At 64.9% G+C, this 15,717-nt stretch carries 13 protein-coding genes; 10 read left to right on the top strand and 3 right to left on the bottom strand.

Translation table 11 applies throughout. The annotated features are described in order from the left end of the window. The first annotated feature begins 13 nt into the window (after positions 1-13). Positions 14-1,246 (top strand): pyridoxal phosphate-dependent aminotransferase, encoded by a 1,233-nt coding sequence (locus CO664_RS19170; protein ID WP_037418285.1) that lies wholly within the window; start codon positions 14-16, stop codon positions 1,244-1,246. 218 nt (positions 1,247-1,464) lie between these two features. Here CO664_RS19170 and CO664_RS19175 read toward each other — a convergent pair whose 3' ends face one another. Further along, entirely contained in the window at positions 1,465-2,013 is a 549-nt protein-coding gene (locus CO664_RS19175) for a cupin domain-containing protein (RefSeq protein WP_097526064.1), read from the bottom strand. Between the two features lie 146 nt (positions 2,014-2,159). Here CO664_RS19175 and CO664_RS19180 point away from each other — a divergent pair, with 146 nt between their 5' ends. Beyond that, positions 2,160-3,497 carry an aspartate aminotransferase family protein gene (locus CO664_RS19180; protein ID WP_097539629.1) on the top strand — a complete coding sequence of 446 codons (1,338 nt, stop codon included), beginning with the start codon at positions 2,160-2,162 and terminating at the stop codon, positions 3,495-3,497. A 51-nt stretch (positions 3,498-3,548) separates the two neighbouring features. On the opposite strand, the gene CO664_RS19185 is transcribed toward CO664_RS19180, so the two are convergent. After that, the gene (locus CO664_RS19185; RefSeq protein ID WP_037418337.1) at positions 3,549-4,721 is read right to left on the bottom strand and encodes a dihydrodipicolinate synthase family protein; all 1,173 of its coding nucleotides are present in this window, start codon (positions 4,719-4,721) and stop codon (positions 3,549-3,551) included. 292 nt (positions 4,722-5,013) lie between these two features. Here CO664_RS19185 and CO664_RS19190 point away from each other — a divergent pair, with 292 nt between their 5' ends. The 5 genes from CO664_RS19190 to CO664_RS19210 are packed head-to-tail and all read left to right on the top strand — an operon-like array spanning position 5,014 to position 10,954. Then, positions 5,014-6,057 carry a LacI family DNA-binding transcriptional regulator gene (locus CO664_RS19190; RefSeq protein ID WP_037418292.1) on the top strand — a complete coding sequence of 348 codons (1,044 nt, stop codon included), beginning with the start codon at positions 5,014-5,016 and terminating at the stop codon, positions 6,055-6,057. Further along, positions 6,054-7,055: a Gfo/Idh/MocA family oxidoreductase gene (locus tag CO664_RS19195; RefSeq protein WP_037418295.1), complete on the top strand. Its 1,002-nt coding sequence runs from the start codon at positions 6,054-6,056 to the stop codon at positions 7,053-7,055. Before CO664_RS19190 ends, CO664_RS19195 begins: the two co-directional genes overlap by 4 nt. Continuing rightward, positions 7,055-8,674: an acyl CoA:acetate/3-ketoacid CoA transferase gene (locus CO664_RS19200; RefSeq protein ID WP_097539630.1), complete on the top strand. Its 1,620-nt coding sequence runs from the start codon at positions 7,055-7,057 to the stop codon at positions 8,672-8,674. Before CO664_RS19195 ends, CO664_RS19200 begins: the two co-directional genes overlap by 1 nt. Continuing rightward, positions 8,667-9,446: an enoyl-CoA hydratase/isomerase family protein gene (locus CO664_RS19205; RefSeq protein WP_037418301.1), complete on the top strand. Its 780-nt coding sequence runs from the start codon at positions 8,667-8,669 to the stop codon at positions 9,444-9,446. Before CO664_RS19200 ends, CO664_RS19205 begins: the two co-directional genes overlap by 8 nt. Next, positions 9,446-10,954 (top strand): aldehyde dehydrogenase family protein, encoded by a 1,509-nt coding sequence (locus CO664_RS19210; RefSeq protein ID WP_097539631.1) that lies wholly within the window; start codon positions 9,446-9,448, stop codon positions 10,952-10,954. Before CO664_RS19205 ends, CO664_RS19210 begins: the two co-directional genes overlap by 1 nt. Positions 10,955-11,061: 107 nt before the next feature. On the opposite strand, the gene CO664_RS19215 is transcribed toward CO664_RS19210, so the two are convergent. Beyond that, positions 11,062-12,138 carry a LacI family transcriptional regulator gene (locus CO664_RS19215; protein ID WP_097539632.1) on the bottom strand — a complete coding sequence of 359 codons (1,077 nt, stop codon included), beginning with the start codon at positions 12,136-12,138 and terminating at the stop codon, positions 11,062-11,064. 344 nt (positions 12,139-12,482) lie between these two features. Here CO664_RS19215 and CO664_RS19220 point away from each other — a divergent pair, with 344 nt between their 5' ends. From CO664_RS19220 to CO664_RS19230, 3 genes are all read left to right on the top strand, one after another. Next, on the top strand, positions 12,483-13,715 hold the full coding sequence (locus tag CO664_RS19220; RefSeq protein WP_234819771.1) for an ABC transporter substrate-binding protein: 1,233 nt from the start codon (positions 12,483-12,485) through the stop codon (positions 13,713-13,715). A gap of 239 nt (positions 13,716-13,954) precedes the next feature. Then, positions 13,955-14,833 carry a sugar ABC transporter permease gene (locus CO664_RS19225; protein WP_037418313.1) on the top strand — a complete coding sequence of 293 codons (879 nt, stop codon included), beginning with the start codon at positions 13,955-13,957 and terminating at the stop codon, positions 14,831-14,833. Beyond that, on the top strand, positions 14,833-15,714 hold the full coding sequence (locus tag CO664_RS19230; RefSeq protein WP_097539633.1) for a carbohydrate ABC transporter permease: 882 nt from the start codon (positions 14,833-14,835) through the stop codon (positions 15,712-15,714). The genes CO664_RS19225 and CO664_RS19230 overlap by 1 nt, the downstream gene beginning before the upstream one ends. Positions 15,715-15,717 lie beyond the last annotated feature (3 nt).

A 15,717-nucleotide genomic window follows, 5' to 3' on the forward strand; every position in this document is an offset into this window, starting at 1 on the left:
CACAGGATCGGTCATGACCATCAATGCAACGGTCAAGGAGGCGGGTTTTCAGCCCGCCTCACGGATCGCCACGATCGGCGTCTCGGAAATCCTGAAGATCGGCGCGCGCGCCAGCGCCATGAAGCGCGACGGCAAGCCGGTGATCATCCTCGGCGCCGGCGAGCCGGATTTCGACACGCCCGACCACGTCAAGCAGGCCGCCTGGGAAGCGATCCGGCGTGGCGAGACGAAGTACACGGCGCTCGACGGCTCGGCGCAATTGAAGAAGGCGATCAGCGAAAAGCTCCAGCGCGAGAACGGCATCGCCTACGAGTTGGACGAGATCACCGTCGCCACCGGCGCCAAGCAGATCCTCTTCAACGCCATGATGGCGTCGATCAACCCCGGCGACGAGGTGATCATCCCGACGCCCTACTGGACCTCCTATTCGGACATCGTGCAGATCTGCGAGGGTAAGCCGGTACTGATCGCCTGCGATCAATCGTCCGGTTTCCGCCTGACAGCGGAAAAGCTCGAAGCGGCGATCACGCCGAAGACCCGCTGGGTACTGCTCAACTCGCCTTCGAACCCGTCCGGTGCCGCCTACAGCGCAGCCGACTACCGGCCGCTGCTCGACGTTCTGCTGCAGCATCCGCATGTCTGGCTGCTCGTCGACGACATGTACGAGCACATCGTCTATGACGGCTTCCGCTTCGTCACCCCCGCCCAACTCGAACCTCGGCTGAAAGACCGCACCCTGACCGTCAACGGGGTGTCAAAGGCCTATGCCATGACCGGCTGGCGGATCGGCTATGCCGGCGGCCCGCGCGCCCTCATCAAGGCGATGGCCGTCGTCCAGAGCCAGGCGACCTCCTGCCCGTCCTCCGTGAGCCAGGCAGCCTCCGTTGCGGCGCTGACCGGACCACAGGATTTCCTGAAGGAACGCACCGCGAGCTTTCAGCGCCGCCGCGATCTCGTCGTCAGCGGTCTGAACGCCATCGACGGCCTCGATTGCCGCGTGCCGGAAGGCGCCTTCTACACCTTCGCCGGCTGCGCCGGCATGCTCGGCCGGGTGACGCCCTCCGGTAAGCGGATCGACACCGATGCGGATTTCTGCGCCTATCTGCTCGACGACGCCCACGTCGCCGTGGTCCCCGGCTCGGCCTTCGGCCTCTCGCCCTTCTTCCGCATCTCCTACGCGACCTCGGAAGCGGAGCTGAAGGAGGCGCTCACCCGCATTGCCGCGGCCTGTGCGCGGCTTTCTTAAGTCTGGTGAGTACGGGTCGTAAGACCCCTCCCCGACCCCTCCCCACAGGTGGGAGGGGCTTAACCCGCCGCACTCACTTCGCCTCTCTTGCATCGTTGCAGCAGGGTCGAGCTTGGGAAAATGGCAGCCTGGGCGCCACGCGCACCAAAGCCCCTCCCACCTGTGGGAGGGTTGGGGAGGGGCATTCTCGCGCTGTCGTCGCCGCGGCCTCTTTGCCCTCAAAACGTCGGCGGCGTGCAGGCGCTGATCACCTCGCAGGGCACCGGCCCTACGCAGCGGAAGCGGTGCGGGCGCCGGCTTTCGAAATAATAGGCGTCGCCCGGCCCAAGGATGCGGCGCTCATCGTCGACGGTCACCTCAAGGCGGCCGGAAAGCACGATCCCGCCCTCCTCGCCCTCATGCACCAGCGGCACCTTGCCGGTGTCTGCCCCGGGCTGATAGCACTCCTTCAGGATCTGCAGGCTGCGGCCGAAGAGGTTGTCGCCGATCTGGCGATAGGAGATCGGCCCCTTGCCGATCTCCACCAGCTCCTCGGCCGCGTAGAAGGCCTTGCGCGGCTTTTCCGGCTCGAAGGAGAAGAATTCGGCAAGCCCGATCGGAATGCCGTCGAGAATCCGCTTCAGCGCACCGACCGACGGGTTCGAGGCGTTCGCTTCGATCAGCGAAATGGTCGAGTTGGTGACGCCCGCCCGCTTGGCCAGTTCCCGCTGGGAGAGATTGTGCATCAGCCGCACATGCCGCAGGCGGCTGCCGATATCGACGTTCATGGCAGATTTCGGTGTTGACGTTGTTCGGAATATCGAAACTCTATCAAAAGCTACCCATGAAATTCAATAGCTTAGTTGACTGAAGAAAAAGACTTGTTTGGCAATCGAAATCGTGGCGTCAATCCCGCACCTGATAGGAGGATGCCATGGACGCCCACAATAAGCCCAACACACCGGTTCTCGACAGCTACTGGATGCCCTTTACCGCCAATCGCCAGTTCAAGGCGGCGCCGCGCCTGCTCGCCTCGGCCGAGGGCATGCATTACACCAGCGTCGACGGACGCAGGATTCTCGACGGCACCGCCGGCCTCTGGTGCGTCAATGCCGGCCACGGCCGCCGGCAGATCGCCGCCGCCGTCGAGCGGCAGCTTTCGACCATGGACTTCGCCCCGTCCTTCCAGATGGGCCATCCGATCGCCTTCGACTTCGCCCAGCGGCTGGCCGAAATTGCGCCGGGCCCGGCCGGCGCCAAGCTCGACCGGGTGTTCTTCACCGGCTCGGGCTCGGAATCGGTCGACACGGCGCTGAAGATCGCGCTCGCCTATCAGCGCTCGATCGGCCAGGGCACCCGCACGCGTCTGATCGGCCGCGAGCGCGGCTATCACGGCGTCGGCTTCGGCGGCATCTCGGTCGGCGGCATCCTCAACAATCGCCGCGTCTTCCCGCAGCTTCCCGGTTCCGATCATCTCCGCCACACCCATGATCTTGCGAAGAACGCCTTCGTCAAGGGCCAGCCGGAATATGGGGCGGAGCTCGCCGACGATCTCGAAAGGCTGGTGGCCCTGCACGGCGCCGAAACGATCGCCGCCTGCATCGTCGAGCCCGTCGCCGGCTCGACCGGCGTGCTGATCCCGCCGAAGGGCTATCTCGAGCGGCTCCGCGCCATCTGCGACAAGCACGGCATCCTGTTGATCTTCGACGAGGTGATCACGGGCTTCGGCCGCCTCGGCGCCGCCTTCGCGACCGACTATTTCGGCGTCACGCCGGACCTCGTCACCACCGCCAAGGGGCTGACCAACGGCGCAATCCCGATGGGCGCGGTCTTTGCCAGCCGCAAGGTGCACGACGCGCTGATGCAGGGGCCGGAAAGCCAGATCGAGCTCTTCCACGGCTACACCTATTCCGGCCATCCGGCCGCCTGCGCCGCCGGCATCGCCACCCTCGACATCTATCGCGACGAGGGCCTGATGACCCGCGCCGCCGGACTGCAGGAGGACTGGCACGAGGCGATGCATTCGCTGAAGGACCTGCCGCATGTCATCGACATCCGCACCATCGGCCTGATCGCCGGCATCGAACTCAAATCCCGCGACGGCGCGCCCGGCGCCCGCGCCTATGACGTCTTCGTCGATTGCTTCGAAAAGGGTCTGTTGATCCGCGTCACCGGCGACATCATCGCCTTCTCGCCGCCGCTGATTGTCGAGAAGCAGCAATTCGGCGAGATCGTCTCGATCCTCGGCGATGCCTTGAAAAGGGTGAAGTAACGGCCCCGGTGCGCTTGCACACGGCCCCTCCAAGGGAGGGGCCAACCGACGTCAAGCCGCCTGCTCTACCCCCAGAACCGCCATCAGGCTGCGCATCCGTGCCGCCGCCAGCTCCGGCCTGTCGAGCACATTGGCCCGGTCGGCGAGGCGGAAGATCTCCGCATAGTGCGAGAGCCCGCGGGCCGACTGCAGCCCGGCCGGCAGGGTGAAATGGCGCTGGTGGCCGTTCAGCCAGGCGAGGAAGACGACGCCGGCCTTGTAATATTGGGTGGGCGCCTCGAAGATCTTGCGGGACAGCGGCACTGTCGGCTCGATTACGCCGCGGAAGGTGGCGAGATCGCCGCCCGCAAGCGCCGCCAGCGCCTTCGAGGCCGACGGCGCGACGGCGTCGAAGATGCCGAGCAGCGCATGGCTGTATTTTTCGCCGTCGCCCTCGATCAGTTCCGCATAGTTGAAGTCGTCGCCGGTGAAGCAGAGCACGCCCTCCGGCAGGCCGTTGCGCAGCGCTACTTCCTTGGCGTTGTCGAGCAGCGAGATCTTGATGCCTTCGACCTTGGCGCTGTTCTCCCTGATGATCGACAGCACCGTTTCGAGCGCCTCCTCGAAATTCTCGGAGCCCCAATAACCTTTAAGTTGCGGGTCGAACATGTCGCCGAGCCAGTGCAGCACGACCTTGTCCTTCGCCTGGGCGAGGATATGGCCGTAGACGCGCCGGTAGTCGTCCCCGGAGCGGGCCACGCGAGCGAGCGCCCGGCTTGCCATCATGATCGCCCGGCCGCCCTCGCCTTCGACGAAGCCGACCTGCTCCTCATAGGCGGCAATGACATGCTCGATCGACCGTGCGTCCGCGGGAGCGAGATGATCGGTGCCGGCGCCGCAGGCGAGATCGGCGCCGGCAACGCTGCGCGCTTCGGCAAGCGAACGGCGGATCAGTTGCTGCGCGGCCGGCCAGGCAAGCCCCATGCCGCGCTGCGCCGTGTCCATCGCCTCGGCGATCTTGAAGCCAAGCCCCCATAGATGATGGCGGAAGGCCATCGTCGCGTCCCAATCGATCGCCGGCTTGCCCCACGGATCGGCATCGCGCAGCGGATCGGAAACGACATGGGCGGCCGCATAGGCGATGCGGTTGAACGTCGGCACCGCAGTCGGCCGGCCGATCGGGGTTCCCTGGAGCCGGTATTCTTCGAGCGAGCCGTCCTGGCGCGGCAGCAAAAGGCTGGTCATCGGCATTGATCCTCTTCAGATTTGCGGCAACGAGTAATTTAGATCGTTCCAAATTGCAAGGCGGAAATTTTGTCCTCACGCCGTAGCGCCGATGGGGCGGCGCGGCATCTTGTCTGCGCAGCGAACACTCAAAAGCATTGACATGCAACGCGTTTCAAGTCGGTTCCTATAGATGATAGGTGTTCCATGATCTCCACGACGCCGGAAGAAAAGTGAACGGAAGCCTCTTGACGGAATTGGAACGTTCCAATTATTAAGGATGCAACAGATGAAATCCGATGGGAGAACGGTGATGGCGAAGGAGCGGGTGACCGTTGTCGACATAGCGCGCGCCGCCGGCGTGTCGAAGTCGACCGTGTCGCTCGTCCTGCAGGGAAGCCCGCTCGTCAACGAGGCGACGCGGGCCAAGGTAAATGCGGCGATCCGCGATCTCGGCTATGTCTACAATCGCAGCGCCGCCAATCTGCGCCAGGCGAAGTCGAAGATCATCGGCATCGTCGTCAACGACCTGACGAACAGCTTCTTCGCGGAGCTTGCCGTCGGCGTCGATGCGGTGGTGCAGTCGGCGGGCTTCGTCCAGTTCCTTGCCAATACGAGCGAGAAGATCGAGCGCCAGCGCGAGGTCATCGCCTCGATGCGCGAGCATGGGGTCTCCGGGCTGATCATCTCGCCGGCACGCGGCACGGAAGCGGCCGACCTCGCCCCGCTTGTCGCGAGCGGCATTCCCGTCGTCCTTGTCGTGCGCGACATCGCCGGCGCCGGCGTCTCGTCGCTCACCTCCGACAACCAGGCCGGAGCCATGGCAGCGGTTCGCCATCTCATCGAGCGCGGCCACCGGCGGATCACATTTCTTGGGGGCTTCCCCGATACGGCCGTCTTCGAGGCGCGCATGCGCGGCTATCGCGATGCGCTTCGCGAGGCGGGCGTCCCGGTACTCGACGAACTGATCATCGGCTCGGCACCGTCGCGGGCCGGCGGCGTCACGGCGATCGAGCAGGCGATGATGCTGAAGGAACGGCCGAGCGCCGCACTCTGCTTCAACGATGCCGTCGCCTTCGGCGTTTGCGATGGATTGCGGGCGCGGCGGCTGGAGCCGGGAGCGGATTTCGCGGTGATCGGCTTCGACGACGTGATCGAGGCGAAGACCGCGGTGCCGGCGCTGACCACCGTCTCCGTCCAGCCGCAGGGCATGGGCGAGCGCGCGGCGGAACTGCTGCTGAAGCAGATCAATGCCGGGCGTGCCGAGCCTGAAGCGATCATCAACCCGGTGCGGCTCGTCGTTCGCCAGAGCTGCGGCGGCCTCGTCGAACGCAGAGTGAAGGAGATATCGTCATGATCCGATGGGGATTGATCGGCGCGAGCACCATCGCGCGCGAATGGGTGATCAGGGCGATCCGTGCCGCCGGCGGCGAGGTCGTTTCGGTGCTGAGTTCGAGCGAGGAGCGTGGCCGGGCCTATGCCGCGGAAAACGGCATCGCGAAGGCGGTCACCGGTATCGACGACCTGGTCGGCGATCCGGAGGTCGATGCCGTCTATATCTCGACGACCAACGAGCTTCATCACGACCAGGCGCTCGCGGCGATTCACGCCGGCAAGCATGTTTTGTGCGAGAAGCCGCTGGCGATGAACCTCAACGACGGCTGCGAGATGGTGCTGAAGGCATGCGAGGCCGGCGTGGTGCTCGGCACCAACCATCACCTGCGCAACGCCGCCACGCACCGGGCGATGCGCGAGGCGATCGCCGCCGGCCGGATTGGCAGGCCGATTGCGGCACGGGTGTTCCACGCCGTCTATCTGCCGCCGCACCTCCAGGGCTGGCGGCTCGACAAGCCGGAAGCCGGCGGCGGCGTGATCCTCGACATCACCGTGCACGATGCCGATACGCTGCGCTTCATTCTCGACGACGATCCAATCGAGGCGGTGGCCATCAGCCACAGCGCCGGCATGGGCAAGGAGGGGCTCGAGGATGGCGTCATGGGGGTCCTGCGCTTCCGCTCCGGCGTGATCGCCCAGTTCCACGATGCCTTCACGACGAAATATGCCGAGACCGGGCTCGAAGTGCACGGCACCGACGGTTCGCTGATCGGCCGCAACGTCATGACCCAGCGCCCGGTCGGCACCGTGACGCTGAGGAATGAAGAGGGCGAGGTCGAGCTGCCGCTCGACCACCGCAATCTCTACGAAACGGCCCTCAACGCCTTCCATGCCGCAATCGAAGGAAACGGCCGGCCGTCGGCGACGGGCGAGGACGGAGTCTGGTCGCTCGCCACCGGCCTCGCCGTCGTCAAGGCCGCGGCCACCGGCGTCGCCGCCCACATCGAAACGGGACTCTGATGTCGATGAGCAAGCATATTTTGCCGGCAGAAGCGGCTGCAATGATCCCGGACGGCGCCGTCGTTTCGGTCTCCTCTTCGAGCGGTCTCGGCTGCCCGGACCTGATGCTGAAGGCGATCGGCGAGCGCTTCGAGGCGACCGGCCACCCGCGCGACCTGACGACGCTGCATCCGATTGCCGCCGGCGACATGAGCGGCATCAAGGGGGTCGATTACATCGCCCGGAAGGGTCTGCTGAAGACGATCATCGGCGGCTCCTATCCTTCCGGCCCCTCGAGTGCCGAGCCACCGCTGATCTGGCAGATGATCGGCGCGAATGAAGTCGCGGCCTACAACATTCCATCCGGCATCCTCTTCGACATGCACCGCGAGGCGGCGGCAAAACGCCCGGGCGTGATGACCAAGGTGGGTCTCGACACCTTCGTCGATCCGTCGCGCGAAGGCTGCGCCATGAATGCTGCCGCCGCCGCCGAACCGGTGGTGAAGAAGATTACCTTCGAGGGCGAGGACTGGCTCTATTTCAAGGCGATCGCGCCAGAGGTGGCGATCATCCGCGCGACCACCGCGGACGAGCGCGGCAATCTCACCTATGAGCACGAGGGCGCCTATCTCGGCGGGCTCGACCAGGCGCTCGCCGCCCGCAACAATGGCGGCATCGTCATCGCACAGGTGAAGCGCATCGCCAAGGAAGGTTCGTTCAAACCGCACGACGTGCGGGTGCCGGGCGTGCTCGTCGATTACGTCGTCGTCGATCCGGATCAGAAGCAGACGACACAGACGCTCTACGATCCGGCGATTTCCGGCGAGATCTTCCGGCCGCTCGACAGTTTCCGCGTCCCGGAATTCAATATCCAGAAGGTGATCGCCCGCCGCGTCGCGCAGGAGCTCGAGGCGGGAAGCGCCGTCAATCTCGGCTTCGGCATCTCGGCCAACGTGCCGCGCATCCTCTTGGAAGAGGGGCTGCATGGTGCCGTCACCTGGGTGATCGAACAGGGCGCGGTCGGCGGTGTGCCGCTGCTCGACTTCGCCTTCGGCTGCGCCTCCAATGCCGATGCCTTCATGCCGTCGCCCTACCAGTTCACCTATTTCCAGGGCGCCGGCTTCGACGCGTCGCTGCTCTCCTTCTTGGAGATCGACCGTAGCGGCTCGGTCAATGTCTCGAAGCTCAGCTTCCGCCCGCATGTGACCGCCGGCGCCGGTGGCTTCGTCGACATCACCGCGCGGGCGAAGAAGATCGTCTTCTCCGGCATGTTCAACGCCGGCGCGAAACTTGGCGTCACGGACGGGCGACTCGTCATCGAGAAGGAAGGCAAGCTCAAGAAGCTCGTTAATCAGGTCGAGCACGTCACCTTCTCGGGACGCCGGGCCATCGAGCAGGGGCAGGACATCACCTACGTCACCGAGCGCTGCGTCATGAAGCTGACGGCCGAGGGCCTCTTGCTCACCGAGATTGCGCCGGGCGTCGACATTGAGGCGCATATCCTCGATCAGTCGGAATTCCCGCTGGTGGTTTCCGACAGGCTGAAGGTGATGGACGCGGCGCTCTTCCACCAGGCGCCGCTGGGGCTCAAGCTGCCGGCGAAGCGCCGGCGCGAGATCAGGGGAGGTGCTGATGGCTGACGAGCGCATCCGTATCGAGATCGACGGTGCCGTCGCGACGATGACCGTCGCGCGGCCGGAAAAACTCAATGCCTTCGACATCGACATGCTGAAGGCGCTCGCTTCCGCCTGCGATGCGGTCGAGGCAAATCGCGACGTGCGCGCCGCGATCCTTACGGGCGAGGGCAAGGCGTTCTCCGCCGGGGGCGACATCAAGGCCTGGGGCGGCATGGATGCCGTCGCCTTCGGCCATGACTGGGTGCGCTTCGGCCACCGGGTTTTCGAGCGCCTCGCGACGCTGCGCATGCCGGTGATCGCCGCCTTAAACGGCCATGCGCTCGGCGGCGGCCTCGAACTGGCCGCGGCGGCGGATATCCGCATCGCCGAAAGCCAGGTGAAGATCGGCCTGCCGGAAACGAGCCTCGGCATGGTGCCCGGCTGGTCCGGCACTCAGCGCCTCGTTGCCCGTTTCGGCGCGCAGATCGTGCGGCGCATGGTGCTCGGCGGCGAGATGTTCTCGGCGGAGGCGGCGAGGGCCGAAGGGCTCGTCGATGCCGTGGTCGAGACCGGTACGGTCATGGCCGCGGCGCGGGATTATGCCGGGCGAATCGCTCGCCGCGGCCCGGCGGCGCTCGAAATATCGAAGCTGATGATCGCTTCGGCGAATGGCGAGGACAAGGGTGCCGCCGTCGAGACGCTGGGTTCGATCCTCGTCGCCAAGACCGGCGATCTCAGGGAAGGCGTCGCGGCCTTCAGCGAAAAGCGCGAAGCGCGCTTCAAGGGAGAATGGTGATGATGGTTCTGCTGAGGCCGAAGCCGCTTGGCGACTACACGGTCCGCGAATTCCGCATGCTGATCGACGGCCAATGGATGGCCGGCACCGAAGACCGGACAATCGAGCGCGTGGCGCCCGGTCATGGCGTCGTCGTCAGCCGCTATGCCGCGGCGACCAAGGTGGATGCCGAGCGCGCCATCGCCGCGGCGCGACGCGCCTTTGACGACGGTCCCTGGCCGCGCATGACGGCATCCGAACGCTCGCTGATCCTGCTCCGCGCTGCCGACATGATTGCCGCGCGCGCCGAGGAGCTTGCCTTTCTCGACGCGATCGAATCCGGCAAGCCGATCAGCCAGGCCAAGGGTGAACTCGCGGGTGCGGCCGATATCTGGCGCTATGCCGCAGCGCTCGCCCGCGAGCTTTCCGGCGAAAGCTACAACACACTCGGCGACGGCACCCTCGGCGTCGTGCTGCGCGAGGCGATCGGTGTCGTCTCGATCATCACGCCCTGGAACTTCCCCTTTCTGATCGTCAGCCAGAAGTTGCCCTTCGCGCTGGCCGCCGGCTGCACGTCAGTGGTCAAGCCTTCGGAACTCACCTCCGCCTCGACCCTCGTCCTCGGCGAAATTCTCGAGGCCGCAGGAGTTCCGGCAGGCGTTGTCAACATCATCGTCGGCACCGGGCCGGAGGCAGGTGCGCCGCTCACCACCCATCCGGATGTGGACATGGTCTCCTTCACCGGCTCGACCGGGGTGGGGCGGCTGACCATGGCGAATGCGGCGCAAACCCTAAAGAAGGTGTCACTCGAACTCGGCGGCAAGAACCCGCAGATCGTCTTCCCCGACGCCAATCTCGACGAGTTCGTCGATGCGGCGGTGTTCGGCGCCTATTTCAATGCCGGCGAATGCTGCAATGCCGGCTCGCGGCTGATCCTGCATCGCGACATCGCCGAGGAGGTCACGGCCCGGATCGCCAGCCTGACGGCCAAGGTCAAGGTCGGCGACCCGCTCGATCCGGAGACGCAGGTCGGCGCGATCATCACGCCGCAGCATCTGGAAAAGATCGCCGGCTATGTAACTGCCGCCGCGGGCGAGGGGGCGGCCGTCAGCCACGGCGGTGCAGCGCTCGATCTCGGCATGGGCCAGTTCATGGCGCCGACCATTCTTTCGTCCGTCCGTCCGGAAATGGCGGTGGCGCGCGAGGAGGTTTTCGGGCCGGTCCTCTCGGTCCTCACCTTCGAGACGACCGAGGAGGCGATCCGCATCGCCAATTCGATCGACTATGGGCTCTCGGCCGGCGTCTGGAGCCGCGACTTCGACACGTGCCTGACGATCGGGCGGCGTGTACGTGCCGGCACGATCTGGATGAATACCTTCATGGACGGCGCCTCCGAACTGCCCTTTGGCGGCTACCGCCAGTCGGGTCTCGGGCGTGAACTCGGGCGGCATGCGGTGGAAGACTACACGGAAACCAAGTCGCTCAACATGCATATCGGCCGGCGCACCAGCTGGTGGATGCCGCGCTGAGATCGGGATCGGGAGGCAGGTCGAAGATGCGATTACTCGCTAGGTTCGCAGCAACGATGAGGCAGGGGAGGCGGATGCCGTGCCTTGGCTCGTCGACCGCCCGCCAGTCAGACCGCGCCGTCTCCCGGGACTTCGGCGGGCATCTTGAAGCGAAGCTCCGGGTCGAGCAGCAATTGCAGCTCGCCGATATCGGTACTGCCGCCGATGCGGTGCAGCAGGATGCGTCCCATATGCGCGCCGGTCTCGGTCAGGTCCTCATAGATGGTGTCGACCTGCGGCTGGATGGCCCCGAGCAGCGGCGAGGTCTGCTTGGCGACGATGTCGTATTCGAGCCCCAGCCTCAGGCCGCAATCGCTCATGCCGGTGATCGTCGCCAAGGCGCAGACCTCGCCGCCGCAGGTGAAGCCGTCCGGCGGATCCTTCTCGGTCTGGCGCCGGCGGATCCGGTCGCGGATCGCGCCCGCCGGACTGTCGAGGTCGATGTCGGAGAGGATTTCGTAGGCGCAGCCCGTCTCGCGCACAGCCGTCATGAAGCCATGCAGGATGTGGCCGCTGAAGGTGAAATCGGCCGGGCCGCTGATCAGCGCCGGCTTGCGGCGGCCCTTGGCGATCAGCCGCCGCGTCGCCTCATAGGTGAAGGTGAAATTGTCGTAGTCGACGAAGGGATGCGCGGTGGCAAGCTCGGTGCGGCCGTGGGTGACGAAGGGAAAGCCGGTCTCCGAAAGCAGCTTGACGCGCGGATCGAGAGGTTCGGTGCGCGAGAAGATCAACCCGTCGGCCATGCCGTTGCGGATAACGTAGTTCACCGCATCGATATTCGCCGCATCGAGGAAGTTCGGCATGACGATCAGGTGGTAGGCGGTGCCCTGCAGCGCGCGGGCGATGCCGGCCATGACCGAAGTGCCGTAGCCGAGGATCTCTTCGTGCGGCGCGAGCAGCACCGCGATCACGTTGGTGCGCCCGGTCTTCAGGCGCTGGGCGGCGCGGTCCGGGGAGTAGCCGATGTCGAGCGCCACCTGACGCACCCGCTGGCGCGTCTCGAGCGAGATCTGCGGCGCATCGGCAAGCGCCCGCGAGACCGTGGTGACGGCGAGACCGGTGATGTCGGCGATGGTGCGCAGGGTGGGCTTGCCGCGCCTTTGCGCGGTTCCTTCCGGGCGAACGGGTTTCGTAGGATCGGCCAAACGAATGCTTCCCTGCAAGCGGTCAAGAGCGGCATTTGTAACGTGACGCCAACCATCAGGCAATCGTATGATGCAAACGATTTAAACCGTCCTAGCGCGGATTTTCTGCTGCGCCGCAGCATCTGCGTTGTGCCGCAGAACGCAGGTAACTCAGACTGTTTCGGCGGAAGAGTGGTCGAACGGCGGGTCCGCTTGACTCGTGGCGATTTGTAACGTTTTAAATTGAGCGGGCGGTGCATGCCGCAAGCCCAAGCTGCCCCCTGAGAGTGGGCGGCAAATCAAGCAAGGCGGAGGAGATTTCCGCTTCGGTAACTTGCAAACGGGAGGAAACGATGCGCAAGTTGATGACGACGACGGCTGTTGCAGCACTGATGTTGGCGGCAACCGCCGCGCGCGCAGCAGAGAACGTGGAGGTGCTGCACTGGTGGACGTCCGGTGGCGAAGCGGCGGCGCTCGACGTTCTGAAGAAGGACCTAGAAAGTAAGGGCATCACCTGGACCGATATGCCGGTGGCCGGCGGCGGCGGCACCGAGGCAATGACCGTGTTGCGCGCCCGCGTCACCTCGGGCAATGCGCCTACGGCGGTGCAGATGCTCGGCTTCGACATTCTCGATTGGGCCAAGGAAGGGGCGCTCGGCAACCTCGACGAGATCGCCGCCAAGGAGGGCTGGGACAAGGTGGTTCCCGCCGCCCTGCAGCAGTTCTCCAAATATGACGGCCACTGGATCGCCGCTCCCGTGAACGTCCATTCGACCAACTGGGTCTGGATCAACAAGGCGGCGCTCGACAAGGCCGGCGGCAAGGAGCCGGCCAACTGGGATGAGCTGATCGCGCTGCTCGACAAGTTCAAGGAGCAGGGCATCACTCCGGTCGCTCACGGCGGCCAGCCCTGGCAGGATGCGACGATCTTCGACGCGGTCGTGCTTTCGCTCGGCAACGACGTCTACAAGAAGGCCTTCATCGACCTCGATCCGGCGACGCTCGGCGGCGACAAGATGAAGGAAGCCTTCGATCGGATGACGAAGCTCAGATCCTATGTCGACGACAACTTCTCCGGCCGCGACTGGAACCTCGCCTCGGCGATGGTCATCGAGAACAAGGCCGGCCTGCAGTTCATGGGCGACTGGGCGAAGGGCGAATTCCTGAAGGCGAAGAAGGTGCCGGGCACCGATTTCGTCTGCATGCGCTTCCCGGGAACGCAAGGCTCGGTCACCTTCAACTCCGACCAGTTCGCGATGTTCAAGGTCTCGGACGACAAGGTCCCGGCGCAGCTGCAGATGGCCTCGGCGATCGAAAGCCCGACCTTCCAGTCGGCCTTCAACGTCGTCAAGGGATCGGTTCCGGCCCGCACCGACGTTCCGGATACCGACTTCGACGCCTGCGGCAAGAAGGGCATCAAGGACCTTGCCGAAGCCAATGCCAACGGCACGCTCATGGGCTCCATGGCGCATGGCCACGCCAACCCGGCCGCCGTCAAGAACGCCATCTACGACGTGGTGACCCGCCAGTTCAACGGCGAGCTCAGCTCCGAAGAGGCGGTGAAGGAACTCGCCGCGGCGGTCGAGGCTGCGAAGTGAGGGTGGTGCGGGGGAGGGGCTTGCCCCTCATCCCGCTGCCGCGACCTTCTCCCCGCCTGCGGGGAGAAGGGACAAACAGCGAGCTCGGCGTGCCTTTCATCTCCTGAGGGCTGAGCTGTCCCCTTTCCCGGGAGGGAGGGGGCGGAGGCGCCGCGGCATATCCCTTCTCCCCGCGTGCGGGGAGAAGGTGCCGGCAGGCGGATGAGGGGCAAAAAAGAAACGATACGGTGGTAACAAACATGGATAGCCGCACCCGGCTGCAGGAGCTTCTGCCGAAGCTCGTGCTCGCCCCCAGCTTTCTCATAGTTCTGGTGTTCGTCTACGGCTTCATCGTCTATACGGGCTTCCTGTCGCTGACGGACAGCAAGATGCTGCCGTCCTACAATTTCGTCGGGCTCACGAATTTCAGCCGGCTCTGGGCGCTGCCGCACTGGTGGCGGGCGGTCAGCAATCTGGCGATCTTCGCGACGCTCTATATCGTCATCTGCTCGGTGCTCGGCTTGGCGCTGGCGATCCTGCTCGACCAGAAGATCCGCGCCGAAGGGTTTCTCCGGCCGATCTATCTCTATCCGATGGCGCTCTCCTTCATCGTCACCGGCACCGCCTGGAAGTGGTTCCTCGACCCCGGCATCGGGCTTGAGAACACCATGCATCTGTGGGGCTGGGAGAGCTTCTCCTTCAACTGGATCAAGGACCGCAACTACGCGATCTATTGCGTCGTCATCGCCGCCGTCTGGCAGTCGACCGGCTTCATCATGGCGATGTTCCTGGCGGGCTTGCGCGGCGTCGACAACGAGATCATCAAGGCCGCCCAGATCGACGGGGCGACGACGCCGACCATCTACCGGCGGATCATCATACCGCTGATGCGGCCGGTCTTCCTCTCGGCTTTCGTCGTTCTCGCCCATCTCGCCATCAAGGCCTACGACCTGATCATCGCCTTGACCGGCGGCGGGCCGGGGCAGGCGACGGAGCTGCCGGCGACCTTCATGTATTCCTACACCTTCACCCGCAATCAGATGGCGATCGGCGCCTCGTCGGCAATCATCATGCTAGTGATGATCTTCTCGATCATCGTCCCCTATCTCTATTCCGAAATCCGGGGAGGAAAACGCTGATGGGCGCTCCCAGTCCCGAGAACGTCATCTCGCACAACCGCCTGACCCGGGCGCTGATCTACTTGGCGCTGATCCTCTTCGCGCTCTATTCGCTGCTGCCGCTCTACGTGATGGTGGTGAATTCCCTGAAGCCGCTCGACGAAATTCGCCAGGGGGGCATGCTCAACCTGCCGCAGATCTGGACGATCGAGCCCTGGCTTTCCGCCTGGTCGACGGCGCAGATCGGCGTGCAGCCGACCGGTCTCCGCCCCTTCTTCATCAACTCGATCCTGATGGTCGTTCCGGCCGTTGCGATCTCGACGATCATCGGTGCGCTCAACGGCTATGTACTGACCAAGTGGCGCTTCCCGGGAGCGAACATCTTCTTCGGCATGCTGCTCTTGTCCTGCTTCATCCCGTTCCAGATCGTGCTGATCCCGATGGCGCGCATCCTCGGCATTCTCGGCATTGCGGGGTCGATCTGGGGGCTGATCCTCGTCCATGTGGTCTACGGCATCGGCTTCACGACGCTCTATTTCCGCAACTATTACGAGGCCTTCCCGACCGAATTAGTCCGCGCCGCGCAGATCGACGGAGCGAGCTTCTTCCAGATCTTCCGGCGGATCATGCTGCCGTCCTCCGGGCCGATCATCGTCGTCTCGGTCATCTGGCAGTTCACCAATATCTGGAACGACTTCCTGTTCGGTGCCTCGTTCTCCGGCCCCTATTCGACGCCGATGACGGTGGCGCTCAATAACCTGGTGAGCTCGTCGACGGGGGTCAAGGAATACAACGTCCACTTCGCCGGCGCGATCCTCGCCGCCCTGCCAACGCTCATCGTCTATATCGTGTCCGGCCGCTACTTCGTCCGCGGGCTGATGTCCGGCGCCGTGAAAGGGTAAGCC

It is taken from the genome of Sinorhizobium sp. NG07B, from assembly GCF_002532005.1.
GTDB classification, from domain to species: domain Bacteria; phylum Pseudomonadota; class Alphaproteobacteria; order Rhizobiales; family Rhizobiaceae; genus Sinorhizobium; species Sinorhizobium fredii_C.